14 protein-coding genes are annotated in these 13,780 nt (G+C 65.3%); 2 read left to right on the top strand and 12 right to left on the bottom strand.

Annotated features, from left to right (window positions below):
* From BN1133_RS05065 to BN1133_RS05025, 9 genes are all read right to left on the bottom strand, one after another.
* Positions 1-987: type II secretion system F family protein (locus BN1133_RS05065; RefSeq protein WP_050665463.1), on the bottom strand; the 987-nt coding region annotated here is incomplete at its 3' end.
* Positions 988-990: 3 nt separating this feature from the next.
* Positions 991-2,700, bottom strand: coding sequence for an MSHA fimbrial ATPase MshE (mshE, locus tag BN1133_RS05060; protein ID WP_050665462.1), 1,710 nt, complete (start codon positions 2,698-2,700; stop codon positions 991-993).
* Between the two features lie 13 nt (positions 2,701-2,713).
* Positions 2,714-3,853: a tetratricopeptide repeat protein gene (locus tag BN1133_RS05055; protein WP_050665461.1), complete on the bottom strand. Its 1,140-nt coding sequence runs from the start codon at positions 3,851-3,853 to the stop codon at positions 2,714-2,716.
* Complete coding sequence (locus BN1133_RS05050; protein ID WP_050665460.1) at positions 3,850-4,740, bottom strand: ExeA family protein; 891 nt, start codon at positions 4,738-4,740, stop codon at positions 3,850-3,852. The genes BN1133_RS05055 and BN1133_RS05050 overlap by 4 nt, the downstream gene beginning before the upstream one ends.
* A 3-nt stretch (positions 4,741-4,743) precedes the next feature.
* A complete protein-coding gene (gene mshL / locus BN1133_RS05045; protein WP_050665459.1) occupies positions 4,744-6,396 on the bottom strand; it encodes a pilus (MSHA type) biogenesis protein MshL in 1,653 nt (550 codons plus the stop codon).
* Between the two features lie 34 nt (positions 6,397-6,430).
* On the bottom strand, positions 6,431-6,736 hold the full coding sequence (locus BN1133_RS05040) for a SctD/MshK family protein (protein ID WP_082177905.1): 306 nt from the start codon (positions 6,734-6,736) through the stop codon (positions 6,431-6,433).
* A complete protein-coding gene (locus BN1133_RS05035) occupies positions 6,729-7,385 on the bottom strand; it encodes a hypothetical protein (RefSeq protein ID WP_050665457.1) in 657 nt (218 codons plus the stop codon). The genes BN1133_RS05040 and BN1133_RS05035 overlap by 8 nt, the downstream gene beginning before the upstream one ends.
* A complete protein-coding gene (locus tag BN1133_RS05030; RefSeq protein ID WP_050665456.1) occupies positions 7,382-7,975 on the bottom strand; it encodes a hypothetical protein in 594 nt (197 codons plus the stop codon). The genes BN1133_RS05035 and BN1133_RS05030 overlap by 4 nt, the downstream gene beginning before the upstream one ends.
* Complete coding sequence (locus BN1133_RS05025) at positions 7,972-8,832, bottom strand: type IV pilus biogenesis protein PilM (RefSeq protein WP_050665455.1); 861 nt, start codon at positions 8,830-8,832, stop codon at positions 7,972-7,974. Before BN1133_RS05025 ends, BN1133_RS05030 begins: the two co-directional genes overlap by 4 nt.
* Positions 8,833-8,912: 80 nt before the next feature.
* Between BN1133_RS05025 and BN1133_RS05020 the strand changes: the two genes are divergently transcribed.
* The gene (locus tag BN1133_RS05020) at positions 8,913-9,875 is read left to right on the top strand and encodes a 1-aminocyclopropane-1-carboxylate deaminase/D-cysteine desulfhydrase (protein WP_082177904.1); all 963 of its coding nucleotides are present in this window, start codon (positions 8,913-8,915) and stop codon (positions 9,873-9,875) included.
* Here the strand turns inward: BN1133_RS05020 and BN1133_RS05015 are convergent.
* A complete protein-coding gene (locus tag BN1133_RS05015) occupies positions 9,844-11,766 on the bottom strand; it encodes an EAL domain-containing protein (RefSeq protein ID WP_050665454.1) in 1,923 nt (640 codons plus the stop codon). The two genes, BN1133_RS05020 and BN1133_RS05015, sit on opposite strands and share 32 nt — an antisense overlap.
* Before the next feature lie 255 nt (positions 11,767-12,021).
* Positions 12,022-12,315: a hypothetical protein gene (locus BN1133_RS05010; protein WP_050665453.1), complete on the bottom strand. Its 294-nt coding sequence runs from the start codon at positions 12,313-12,315 to the stop codon at positions 12,022-12,024.
* 137 nt (positions 12,316-12,452) lie between these two features.
* Between BN1133_RS05010 and BN1133_RS05005 the strand changes: the two genes are divergently transcribed.
* Entirely contained in the window at positions 12,453-13,403 is a 951-nt protein-coding gene (locus BN1133_RS05005) for a lytic transglycosylase domain-containing protein (RefSeq protein WP_050665452.1), read from the top strand.
* Here the strand turns inward: BN1133_RS05005 and BN1133_RS05000 are convergent.
* A complete protein-coding gene (locus BN1133_RS05000; protein ID WP_050665451.1) occupies positions 13,354-13,779 on the bottom strand; it encodes a hypothetical protein in 426 nt (141 codons plus the stop codon). The genes BN1133_RS05005 and BN1133_RS05000 overlap by 50 nt on opposite strands.
* Position 13,780: the final 1 nt, after the last annotated feature.

Genomic DNA, 13,780 nt, shown 5'->3' with positions numbered 1-13,780 from the left:
GAGGTGACTCTGGGTGGCGGTGCGCAGCAGGCTCTCGCCACGCTCGATGCCGCTTCGCATGTCGCGGATCCGGTGGGCCATCCAGGCGTTGTCCACCGCCTCGGCCACCAGGGTCAGGGCCGTGTTGAGGGGAACACCGGCGCGCAGCATCATGGCAAAGCTGCGGGAGAAGCGCGCCAGCAGGGAGCGCTCTATGATGTCCCCGACGATGGGCAGGCGCAGTTGCCAGCGGTGCCAGGTGAGTTTTCCTCCCGGCGTACCGGTCCACCAGCGCCAACCCAGCACGCAGCCGATCAGAGCCGCCAGCATCAACCACCAGTAGTGGACGAAGAAGTGGGAGGTGGCGAGCAGGATCCGGGTGGCGAGCGGCAGCTCCACCCCGAATTTGGCAAACATGCCGGCGAAGGTGGGAATGACGAAAATATTGAGGATCACCATGGCCACACCGATGGCGATCAGCACGAAGCTGGGGTAGCGCATGGCGGTCTTGATCCGCTTGCGGGTCTCCAGCTCCAGCTCGAAGTAGTTGGCCAACTGCAGGAAGGCCTCCTCCAGCTGACCCGTGTTCTCCCCCACGTGGATGATGGCGATAAAGAGAGAACTAAAGACCCTGGGATGGGCCTGCATGGCGGTGGAGAGCGGCTTGCCGTTGCCAAGCTCCTCGCCGAGGTTCATCAGGGCACGCTTGAGCGGCTTGCTGTGGGTGCTCTCGGCCAGGCCGGCCATGGCGCGCAATATCGGGATACCGGCCCGGGTCAGGGCATACATCTGGCGGGTGAAGATGACCAGCTCCTCGAGACGCACGCCCCGCTCGAGCAACAGCGACCAGTCGATGGCCGCCGCACTCTTCTTGCCGGGCCGGATCTCGGTGGGCAGAATGCCCCGGCGCATCAGGGCCTCGGCGGCCGCCATCTCGCTCGCCGCCTCCAGCTCGCCGCGCGCCTCTCGTCCCTGGTTGTCACGTCCCCGATAGATGAAGTGAGCCATGACTTACCCCAGATCCTCGGCCAGACGCAGCACCTCGTCGACCGAGGTAACGCCGGTGCGGGCATAGTCCAGGGCCACCAGGGCCAGGGGACGATAGAGCGGCTGCTCCCGGGCGGCCCGGGCGAAACCTTCGGCATCGTCCCGACGCAAGGCGTCCATCATGGGCTGATCCAGCTCGAGCAGCTCATAGACCCCGATCCGCCCCCGGTAGCCGGTGAAGTTGCAACTCTGGCAACCCCGTCCGGCGTGGTAGACATGCTCTCCGGGACGCTCGCCGCTCAAGGTGGCGAGCCAGGTGGCCTGGGCCTGATCCGGCTCGGCCGGCTGGCGGCAGTGCTCGCACAGACGGCGCACCAGGCGCTGAGCCACCACGGCGCGCAGGGCGCTGGCCACCAGATAGCCCGGCGCCCCCATGTCGATGAGGCGCAGGGCGCTGGTGACCGCATCGTTGGTGTGCAGGGTGGTGAGCACCAGGTGGCCCGTGATGGCGCCGCGCAGGCCTATCTCCACCGTCTCGTTGTCACGCATCTCCCCCACCAGCAGGATGTCAGGGTCCTGACGCAGGGTCGAACGCAGCACGGTGGAGAAGGTAAGACCTATCTTGGTATTGACCTGCACCTGGTTGATGCGGGGAATACGGTACTCCACCGGGTCTTCTACCGTGATGATCTTGTGGCTCGGCTGGTTGATCTCCGAGAGCGCCCCGTAGAGGGTGGTGGTCTTGCCACTCCCGGTGGGACCGGTGACCAGGATCATGCCATGGGGGCGTTTGAGCTGGCGCCGGAAGCGCACCAGGATCTCCGGCGGCATGCCGGTATCTTCGAGGGAGAGCAGGCCGCCGGACTGATCCAGCAGACGCATCACCACCGACTCCCCGTGTTGTACCGGCATGGTGGAGATACGCACATCCACGTCGTGACCGCGCACCTTCATGTTGAAGCGGCCATCCTGGGGCAGCCGCTTCTCCGAGATATCGAGGCCGGCCACCAGCTTGAGGCGCAGCACCAGCGCCTGGGCGATCCGTACTTCATTGAGCACGTTCTCGTGCAGCACGCCGTCGATCCGCTGGCGAATGCGCAACACCTTCTCATCCGGCTCGATATGGATGTCCGAGGCCCCCACCTGAACGGCATCCTCAAACAGGGAGCGCAGCAGCTTGGCCACCGTCGCCTCCCCTTCGCCACTCCCCTCCAGGTTATTGCCACCCAGCTCGAAGTCCGCCTCCTGATACTCCTCGCGCAGCTGCTCGGCGAAGCTCTCTATCTCGCGGGTACGGCGATAGAGGCGATCGAAATAGTCGAGCAGTTGCCCCTCCCGGGCCACCGCCAGGGCCATCTGACGCGGTGCCAGCAGGGCCGCGACCGCATCGAGGGCGCTGAGATCTGCCGGATCCGACATGGCCACCGTCACCACGTCGTCACTGCGATTGACCGCCAGGGCCCGATAACGACGAGCCTGCACCTCGGGCAGCAGTTGCACCGCCGCCACGTCTATGGTGAGGGTGTTGAGATCGAAGAAGGGCACCTCCAGCTGACGGGCGAGAAACTGCAGCAACTGCACCTCGCTGATGAAGCCGAGCTCGATCAGGGTCGCCCCCAGTTTGCGGCCGGTCTGGCGCTGCTGCTGCAGGGCCAGCTGCAGTTGATCGTCCGAGACGATCTGCTCTTGCACCAGCAGGTCGCCGAGCCGCATCTTGAGTCTGGGTTGTGCCATGGTTACTCCTTCATCATGGGGTCAGGGCGGCGATGCGCTGCCCCAGCCACTGGCTCGAGGCATCGCCGAGCCCGCCGTGCAGCTGGGCGCTGCGATAGGCATCGAGGGCACGGGCCCCGTTGCCCAGCCGCTCCTCGGCCACCCCCAGCCCCAGCCACCAGCGTCCCTCGTCGGGCTTGCTGCGCAGCAGTTGCAGATAGAGATCCCGGGCCTCGCCGGTGTGGCCCAGCTCCTGGGCCACACCGGCCCAGGTGGCGTAGTAGTCGAGGTTGCCAGGCAGCGGTGGACGCGCTCCGGCGAGCCAATTGAGGGCCTGGGACTGTTGCCCGGTGGCCAGTGCCAGTCGGGCCAGCAAGAGGCGAAAATCGGGCTCGGTCGGATGACGACGCACCCCCTCCTCGAGCAGGCGATTGGCCTCCTCGAGGCGCCCCTGGCCATAGAGCAGGGCCGCCAGTTGCTTGCGTGGCGCCACCTGCTGCGGCTGTAGCTCCAGCAGATCCACATATTGCCGCTCCGCCTCGGCCATATCACCCCTGGCCAGGGCGCTGCTCGCCTTCTTGTCGGCCAGCGCCGCCAGCTCGGCGGGGGAGAGAGAGACCCTGTCGATGCGTAGCTGATTCTTGGGGGGAGCCTTGGGGGCCGGATCCGCCGCCCCGGCCTGGAGGGCCTCCTCCTCCTGGCGCTCGGGCTGCAAGGCGGCATCGACGCGGGCGTAAAAGGCCTCGGGATCCTCACCGGGGGGCACCACCAGCTCTTCCTCGTGAGAGAGCGCGCGATCCGGGACGGGCAAGGCCACCTCGGTATCGGGTTCGGCGACCTGGGTCGGGGTGAGCGGCGGCCGGGGGGTATCCATGCCTGTGCCATCAGGATGAGGGGGCGAAACGGTCGCGATCTGGGTCCGCTCTGCCGGCTCACCGGCAGCGGGATGCACCACGACGCTGTCGACCTCGGGCGAGGCCTGGTGACGGGCCTCCTCGGCCTGCCAGTAGAGCCATCCCCGCCACCCCACCAGCAGCAGGCCTGCCAGGCAGGTGAGGGTCACCAGGGCCAGCAGCCAGAGGGGCGTGCGGGCCACTGGCATATAGCGGGCGCCCTCTCCTTCCCGATGACGGCGCGCCTCGAGATCGTTAAGCATCTGGTTGATGACGCTCATCGGCTCGCCCCCCAGACCAGCAGGGCCAGCAGCCCTATGCCCAGCCCCCACCAGAGCGGCGCACGCCGCCCCCTCGCATCGGCGGTATCACGTACCGCCTCGCGCACCAGAGGGCGCCCCACCTCACGCACCCCCTTGCCATAGGCCAACATCAGGCTCTTGTGGGCCAGGATATTGAGCAGCCGGGGGATACCCCGGGCGGAGCGCCACAGTAGCCGGTTGGCGGCGGCACTGAAGAGGGGGGCACCGCGATAACCGGAGACCTGCAGCCTGTGCTCGAGATAGGCGCGCGCCTCGTCACGGCGCAGGGGGCGCAAGGCATAGGAGAAACCGATGCGCTGGCGCAGCTGGCGCAGGTGCGCCTGGCCCAGCCGGCTGTCGAGCTCGGGCTGGCCAAACAGCACCACCTGAAGCAGCTTGCTCGACTCCGTCTCCAGGTTGCCAAACAGGCGGATCGCCTCCAGGGCCGCATCGGGCAGGGCCTGCGCCTCGTCGATCAGCACCACCACCCGAAACCCCTGCTGGTGCAGGGCGATGAGGTGACGGTGCAGGCGATCGGTGAGATCCAGCTCCCACCCCTCCTGGCGCGCCATGCCAAGTTCATGGGCCAGGGCCGCGCGCAGCTCGTCCGGGGTCAGGTGCGGGTTGGGCAACCAGGCGCAGCGCACCGGTCGGGACTCGGAGCCGAGCTCACCGAGCAGCTTGCGGCAGAGCAGGGTCTTGCCGGTGCCCACCTCGCCGGTCACCTTGATGAAACCCTCCCCCTGCTCCAGCGCCCAGCGCAACACCTCGAGCGCCTCCTCATGGGGAGGCAGCCCGTAGTAGAAGCCGGTGTTGGGAGTGAGCCCGAAGGGGGGCTCACTCAGGCCGAAGTGCTCCAGGTACATGGCTTAAGGTCCGGCCGGATACCACTTGTCGAGCAGCTCGCTGGAGCGCTGCAGCTCCTGTTGCCAGGTGTTGCTCTCGACGATGGTGGGTTTGAGCATGATCACCAGCTCCACCTTCTGGGTCTTCTCGTTGCGGTTGGTAAAGGCCTCACCCACCCAGGGGATATCCCCCAGCAGGGGCACCTTGCTCACCACCTCCTTCTTGTCGGTCTTCATCAGACCGCCGATGACGATGATGTCACCGTTATTGGCCTGCACCACGGTATCGGACTCGCGGATCGAGCTCTTGGCCAGGGGGAGTACCAGCTCATCGGAAGAGCCTACCTTGATGCTCTTCTTCTGCTCCTCGGTATCGATCACCGAGGGGTGGATATGGAGCAGTACCTTGCCCTGATCGTCGATCTGGGGGGTGACGTCCAGGGCAATGCCCGAGAAGAAGGGGGTCAATTCGACATTGGGTGTGACGATGGGGTTGGTCCCCGAGGTAGTGACCGTGGTGGAGGCATCGGTCACAAAATACTCGTCCGTCCCCACCTTGATCACCGCCTTCTGGTTGTTGGTTGCGGTGACACGGGGACTGGAGAGGGTATTCACATCCCCCTGGGTCTTGAGCAGATTGACCGCCACGTTGAAGTTGCCATCCGAGATGGTAAAGCCGGCACCGCCGCCGATGGCCTTGAAGATGGCATTGGTCGCACCCACGCTACTGGTACCGAGTGATTCCCCGTTCCTGATGCCCTTATTACCGTCCCAACTGGCGGAGAGACCACTCCAGTCGACTCCCTGCTCATACCCCTCGTTGAGGCCCACCTCGAGGATCCGCGCCTCCAGGATCACCTGCCGCTTGAGGTGCTCTTCCGACTGGTTGAGGAACCCCTTCACCGCCTTGAGCTCGGCCGGATAGGCGCGCACCGTCACCAGCCCCGCCTGGGGGCTGACGATGACAGCCCGCCCGTCACCATTGCCGATCAGGGTCTGCAGGGCCTCGCGCAGGTCGCGCCAGTAGTCGGCCTCGTTGTCGGTCTCGATGCGGGTGCCGTTGCCAGTGGTCTGGTTGCCAGAACCGCTGTTATTGCTACTGGTGCCGCTACTGCTGTTGCTGTTGTTAAAGTCGCTGCTGCCGTCGTTGTTATTGGTGTTGGTCACCCCGCCGGTAGAGACGGTGGTGCGTGACATGCCGCGGCGGGACATCATCAGGTAGTTGACCGGCATGGTCTCGGTACGCAGCCCGGCCGGATAGATGTGATAGACATAGCCCCGACGCTGAATATCGAAGCCATACATGTCGGCCACGGTGGCGAGGGCCTCGGTCAGGGTCACATCCTTGAGCTCCAGGGTGATGAGTCCGCTCACTCCGGGGTGAACCGCCACGCTGTAGCGGGATCCCTTGAACAGAGAGCCGAAGAAGTCGGCGGCCTCTACCTCCTGGGCGGCGATGCGCAGACGCTTCTCCGCGATGGGAGGAGGGGTCAGGTTGGGCGCGGGAAGCGCCAGCAGCTCGCTCTGCACCGCGCTGGGAAGCGCCAGCGCAGGGGCAGGCTGCCTTTGTGCATCGCGCAGGGCATCCTTGGCCTCCTTCGGCTCAGGATGCTGATAGCTGGTACAGCCGGCCGCAGCCAGCGCCAGAGAGAGAATGGCGTACTGAAATGATCTCATGCGTCGTCTACCCGAAAGCGCCGGGGCCCAGGCCCTAGCGAATCACCTTGTCACCGAAGAGGGTCAGGCTGGTCTTCTCCTGCCCTCGCTCCAGCATCACCCTGTCTCCTGTGATACTGTTGATGCGCCACCCGGCGACCTGGTCACCCTGGCGATAACTCTTTCCCCCCAGCACGGCCAGCGCCGGGCCATTGCCCAGAACGATGCTCTGCAGCCGGGGCAACCCGGCCGCCGCAACCTGGGCGTCGCCGGCACCACCACCGCTAAGGGGGGTGGTGGGATCCTTGAGAGGGGTGCCAAGGGCCACCACGGCACCCAACACCAGCAGCAGACTAGCCACGAATAAACTCCTTGCTGGCACTGAGGGTATAGAGGGTCAAGGCCACCCTGGCCTTGGGCCACTGCTCGACCCGATAATCAAACTGGCGCCAATAGAAGTGGCGTGGCAGACCCTCCAGGGCCTGCAGATAGCGATAGACGTCGAAGTAGCCCCCCTCCAGCACCAGTTCTATCTGGTGACGATAGAGGTTGGCTTTCTGCTCCGGCGGGAGCAGGGGTTCGGGGGGGCGGCTGGTCATGGAAACCAGCCGCAGGCGCTCACCGTGAGCGAGCAACCCCTGCAGCACCGCCGGCATCTCCTCGGCGGCGATCAGATCCACGGTTTGCTCCCGCAGGCTCTGCTGCAAGGCGGTAAGCCGTTCACGGCTCTGATTGATATCCCGGCTCACCTCGGCATCGGGATCCCGCGCCAGACGGGCCTTGCGCCCCTCGATCCCGAGCCGCGCCATCTCGGTGTCCCGGGTCAGGGTCTCGAGCCGCTCACGGCTCTGGGCCTGATGCTCCAGCGCGGGTCCAATCCAGTACTCGCCGAGGGGAAGGAGCAGCAGCACCAGGCCGGTGACGAGCACCATGACCCGCTCCCGGGTCGACAACCTGGCCACCCGCTCGCCCAGTTGTCGCCACTGCTGACTCATGGATGCGGCGTTCATGGGGTCTCCTTGGGGAGCGACCCCAGTTGGAACAAGAGCCGCCCCTTGGGGTCGCGGCTGAGCAGGAACTCGGGAAAGGCCTTGCCCGCCAGAGTGCGGGTCTCACCGAAGCGGGCCACCCAGGCGGGCACCTCCTCGCTGCTGCGGGTCTCCCCCCCCAGCGTGATGCGATCCCCCTCGACCCGGATCCGCTCCAGAGCGAGGCCGGAGGCGGAGAGACCGGCGAGCTCGCGCAGCAGCAAGGCATGACTCTGACCCCGCTCCGGGGCGAGGACGCCGAGCTGCTGCAACATCAGCTCCATGCCGCTCACCTGTTCGCGCAGAGCGGTCAGTTCGGCAGAGAGCGCCGCACTGGGCTGACGCCGAGCCAACTCGGCATCGAGCCGCGCCGATTCGGCCCTCAGTTGTCCCAGCTCGCTCTCCAGCGCCAACTGACGGGTATCCAGGGCGCTCTGCTGCCAGCCAAGGTAGGCGGCAACCCCCAGCAGCAGGAGCAGCACACCTCCCCAGGCCAGCATCATCTGCGACAGGGAGGCCCACTGGCGGCGCGGGCGAAACTCGGGGCCATAGAGATTGATCCGGTTCTTCATGCCCCCGCTCCCCTGGCCACCGCATAGGCGGGCAGATAGTCGATGCCATTGAGAATGGCCTTGTTGGCCATGGCCGAGACGGCAAAGCCGAAACTCTGCTCCAGATGGCCGACCAGCGCCCCGAGACCGGGAGAGGTGAGGGCCAGTTGCAGGGTGGCACACTCGGGCAGCTTGAGTTGCCCCTGCAGATAGTCGAGGGAGCGCTGGATCTCGAGGGTGAGGGAGTCGAGCTCGAGCGGCTCAAGGGGGGCGCTCGCCAGCCCCTTGAAGCCACGCAGCACCCGGGAGAAACAGAGGCCTCCCCGATGGAAGACCAGCAGCTGCAACTCCTGCCCTGCGGGCTGCCACAGCAGCAGACGCACGGCGCCATCCTCCTCAAACAGGGCGGTGAGGGAGAGCTCGTCGGTGGTGATACTCTCGAGACGGGCAACCTGATTGACCGCATCGGCCAGCTGCTGCACCCGGCTCTTGGCCACGGCGATCACATTGATGCGAGGGCGTCCGGCCGGCGGAGTGGGCAAGTCCACATAGTCGAGAGAGAGCTGCATCACAGGCTCGGTGACGAAATCCTTGATGGCCCAGGGCAGGGCACCGGCCAGCTCCCCATCGGGGACGGCCGGCTTGTCGATCTGTGCCTGTTGGTAGTGCTCGCTACAGAGCACCAGATGAACCTTTCTCTGGCCCGGCGCATGCTGGGCGAGCAGGGCGGGAATGGCGCTGGACCACTCCTGGGGCCCGGCGCAGGGGAGTGACGCGAACAGGGGGGCCGGCTCGGCACAGGCCAGCCAGAGTCGGTCTCGTCCCAATAACAGTCCGACCGGGTCGGACTGCGACCTACTTTTGAACCATCGGCGCATCAATCCACTCTGCGATCTTGTCGACAAAACGGCTTAAACTGTATCACACAAAGGTGGCTTCATTTAAGTAAAACACAAGTATGTCAATCAATTACAGTGATCAAGACGAGACTTTTCCCGACTGTGCCACCCTGGGCGCCCACCTCTCGGCGATCCCCCCCTCTCCGCTGGAGCGGCTGAGTCATCCCCTGTTCACCCGGGCCGGGGTAGAGGTATGGGTCAAACGGGACGATCTGCTCGATCCCCTCATCTCGGGCAACAAGTGGCGCAAGCTGAAATATCACCTGATCCACGCCAGGGCGCAGGGGCTCTCCACCCTGCTCTCGTTCGGAGGTGCCTACTCCAACCACCTGCACGCCCTGGCCGCCGCCGGAAGACGCTTTGGCTTCGCCACCCGGGCGCTGGTGCGTGGCGAACCCCAGGCGGCGGATAACGCCACCCTGCGCCAATGTCGGGAGTGGGGCATGACCCTCACCTTTGTGGACAGACAGACCTATCGGCTGCGCCACGATCCTGAGTGGCTCGGGCGCCTGGCGGGGCCCGATACCCTGCTGATCCCCGAGGGAGGCAGCAGCCCCCTGGCCCTGGCCGGGGTCGCCGAGCTGGTCGGGGAAGTGCCCTTCTCACCGGATCTCTGGGTGCTCCCCTGTGCCAGTGGCGGCACCACTGCGGGGCTGCTGAGCGGACGAGGCAGCGGCGAGCAGGTGCTGGCCATCGCCGTACTCAAGGGGGATTTTCTGCCCGCAGAGATATGCAGGCTCTGGCCGGCAGCCGCCGAATCAGCGGGATGGCGAGTCACGCAGGATCATCATCAGGGGGGGTATGCCCGCTTCTCACCCGAACTGTGGCACTGGGTCGAGGCCTTCTCGGCCCACACTGGCCTTCCCCTCGAGCCCATCTACAGCGGCAAGGGGATGCACGGTCTGTGCCGCGAGCTGGAGGCCGGCGCCATCCCCCGTGGCAGCCGTATCGTCTTCATCCACACCGGGGGGCTGCAGGGGCTGGCAGGGCTCAGGGAGCAGGGGCGTCTGGGATCACCATAGGAGCGGGCCCGGCAAACCAGATCCCCTGCCCGGCGTGCACCCCGAGGTGGCGCAGGCAGTGCCACTCCTCGGCGCTCTCTACCCCGACCGCCAGGACCCGCGTATGGGTATTGGCGCAGCCCCCGATCAGACTGCGCACCGCCATCTGGTTGACCTGACGCAGGTGGATGTCCCGCACCAGGCTGGGGTGGATCTTGAGGAAGTTGATGTCGAACTCCTTGATGTACTGGGTGCTCACCACATCCTGCCCCGCATGATCCACGGTCAGACGCACCCCCAGCATGCGCAGGGAGCGCAGGGGCTTCTTGAGGGCCTCGAAGTAGCGGGTGATCTGGGACTCTGAACACTCCAGAATCAGCTGCTCGTTGCGACTGCGCGGCAGCTGGAACAGCGAGAAGAAGAGCCAGCGGTGGAACTCCCGGTTGAGCAGGCTCTGGGCACAGATGTTGAGGCTGACGGGCGGGGCGTCGGGGGGCAGACGCTGCAGCAGCGACAACACCTGCTCGGCCATCAGGCGATCGAACGGAAGCAGCATGCCCGACTTCTCGGCCATGGGCATGAAGACACCCGCCAGCAGTTCATGCCCCTGCTCGTCGTCGAGACGGGCCAGCAGCTCCTGTTGCAACACCAGCTGCCCCTGCCCCTGCATCACCGGCTGGCTGTAGAGACGCACGGCCCGCTCCTCGATACGGCGGGTCAGCAGGGTGCGCCAGCGCACCGTCCCCTTGTTGGTATTCTCCTCGTCGGGCGAGAGCTTCTCGAACAGGAACCAGCCGCTTCCCCCCTGCAGGCGAGCGCTCTTGAGGGCCAGCTCGGCCTCCTCCTGCACCTGGGCCATGGTGTCTGAGGTGCGATAACAGACGGCGCCCACATAGATCTCTCCCTCCACCGCCTCGGGCCAGTGCAGGCGCAGCAGGCTCTTGTGCAGCTGGGTGGCCGCATCCACCAGCTCACTCTCTCCCTGATTGGGCAAGAGTACGGCGAAGAGGTGCGCCGCATAGCGCGCCTGCAAGGCACCGGCGTGTTTGCGCACGAAGGTGCCGATAGAGAGGCTCGCCTCCTGCAGCACCTCGTTCATGGCGCTCTCGTTCCCCTCCAGCTCGTCGAGACCGGCGAGTTCGATCAGCAGCATACCGCCATTGAGGGCCGCCGAGTCACGGATGGCACTCTCCAGCCGGTTGTCGAAGAAGATGCGGTTGCCGGTGCCGGTCACCTTGTCCACGAAGGCATTGCTGCGGATGAAGCTGTCGAAGCGGCTGCGCTCCTTGCGGGCATCGGCCAGCTCGGCCAGCAGGTAATCGATCGCCTTGCTGGCACTGGCGGGCCACTCCTCGGCCGGATCATGGTTGAGCTTGCCAAGGGAGCCGGAGAGAATCAGTTCGGCCCTGTGGTTAAGCAACTCGGCGCCGCGCAGCTGCTCGCGCAGCCAACGGATGGAGAACCAGAGGCCAAAGACCACGATAAAGACCCCGAACGAGATGCCGAACATCGCCTCGAGGGAGTATTCGAACTCCTTGAAGGGACGCTCCAGCCTCAGGCGGGCCTCAAACTCGGCGTGCCTTGGCAAGGTGAGGCGGTAATCCACCAGCGGATCGTCCGGCTCAGCCTGGGTCAGGTTCTGAAAGCCGTAGACCTTCTGCTCACCACGATAAACATCGAGGGAGATGACATGGGCGGAGCGCAGCAGGCTTGGCAACCACTCCACCATGGCGGCCGACTCGGTCTGGCTGTCGAAGTTGCGATCCAGCACCTCGACCAGGGCATCGACCTTCTTCTCCTGCAGCTCAAAGCCCAGCTGGCGGAAGCTGAAGACGCCACCGAGCATCACCATGGCCATGGCCGTGATGACACAGAGAGTGATGAATGAGACGAGTTGAGTGGTGAGCTTCATCCGTGAATCCGTTCTGGGCGGGAACCCTATCCCGACATGGGTGATGATGCTATCACGGCCAGCCGGCCAGATCTGCCGCCAGGCAGGCAGAGAGAGAAAAAGGGCGCCTTTCAGGGCGCCCAAACACACGAAGCAATAACAGAGTGAGGAAAACAGTGAGTGGGAGAGCATGCTGGCACCCTCACCACCCGGCCCACTCTACACCGGCTTCATGAAGCCTCTCTGAGCTCTTCATTCATCCTGGATTCAGCGGGCTCACCGGATGAGATAGACATAGAGCACGGAGGCGCACAGAAAGATGCTGACCATCACCACCGGATAGACCACATAGCTGTCACCGTGGCGCCGGGCCCGGCGCACTACCAGATTGCACAACAGCAGGTTGTAGCCGATAAGCAGGCTGGTCACCAGCAGACTGCGAAAGACCGGCAGGGATTGAATATGGCGCTGGTAGAGCCAGACCAGTATGAAATTGGCCAGGATCAGGTAGAGCAGAAACTTCTGCAGACCCGGGGTCCCTTTCTTGGTCTTTTGCTTGCGGTTTGTCATACTGGCCCATTCCTTGTTCAACCCAATGAAAGCGACAGGTATTGGGAAAAACTGTAGCAATATCAGTGGGTCAGACTATCCAAGGATAGTACCATTTGAAGCTATTGACGAGATACTCTTTTCTCCTTGTGAGTCTGATGCTCTGCCAGCCTCTCCAGGCCTGGCACGATCGCGCCTGGAACCTTCCCGCGACCCCCTCCCCCCTCGAGCAGCAGCGCATCGAGGAGGAGATTCGCTACCTGCTCGCCAGCAAGGGGCATCTGGAGCGTACCCTGGGGCGGGCCCGCCCCATGCTGCGCCTGATCGAGGCCGAGTTGCGCCGCCGCCGTCTCCCCGACTGGCTGTTGCTGGTGCCTCTGGTGGAGAGCAGCTACCGCCTGGATGTGGTCTCCCACGCGGGCGCCGCCGGCCCCTGGCAACTGATGCCCGAGACGGCCCGCCGCTTCGGTGTACCGGTGGAGGAGGCGTTTGACGGTCGTTACTCCCTCCCCCTCGCCACTCAGGGAGCACTCGACTATCTCGGCTGGCTCAGGAAGACCTTCGACGGGGAGTGGCTGCTGGCGCTGGCGGCCTACAATGCGGGGGAAGGGCGTCTCAAGGCGAGCCTGGCAGCCGCCGGAACCCACTCGGTGCAAGCCCTGCCACTGCCCGCAGAGACCCGCCGCTATGTGGCCAGGCTGCAGGCCCTGGGTCGGCTGCTCTCGGCGCCGGCTCACTATGGCCTGCGGCTCCCCGAGTGGGGAGAGGGGGGGGAACTCAGGGTCGACTATCCGGGGGAGTGCTCCCTCACCGGCTGGAGCCAGCGCCATCGTCAGGACCTGCAGGGGCTGACCGCCCTCAATCCGGCCTGGCGCAGTTGGGAGCCCGCCATTCGCCCCCCCTGCCCTGTGCTCTACGGTGAGGCATCGCTCCGCCAGGCGCCCCGCAAACGGCTCACCGTCACCCTGCCCGTCTCCCTGGAGGGGCTCAAGGACCCGCTACAGTTCGGTACCGCGCGCGGTCTGGATATGGTGAAACGGGAGTGGCCCAAGGCCGAGATCAATGACCCTCTGGGTCTTCGGGAAAAGCGACCCCACTGGTGGCAATGAAGTGCTGACGCCAGCGGCTCAGCACCGGGGCCAGATCGACGGCATCGGGTTCGGCCCAGGCGCCCCCGATGAAGGAGAGGGAGGGGCCGACCGGACGACTGTGCATCAGCAGGCAGTCGAGCGGGGGTAAGCCGGGCAGCACCAGGCGCAGGGAACGTGGCAGCTCGAAGCGGCGAGGGGCGAGAAATCCGACGCCCCCCGGGCCTATGTCCTTGATGATGACACGGCACAGGCGACGATCGAACAGCAGGCCGCTCACCATCAGGCGCGCTGTGATGCCACACGACTGCTGCTCGAAGGGAGTCTGGCCATCGTGCAGATACCAACGGGGTTGCTGTCGACGGGCGTCGTACAGGGGATCGAGTGCTTCATCCATG

Origin of the sequence: Aeromonas schubertii (assembly GCF_000820105.1) — a bacterium.
Taxonomy (GTDB): Bacteria; Pseudomonadota; Gammaproteobacteria; order Enterobacterales; family Aeromonadaceae; genus Aeromonas; species Aeromonas schubertii.
Note: the sequence above shows the minus strand (reverse complement) of the source record. Positions and strands in the feature narration are given on the sequence as shown.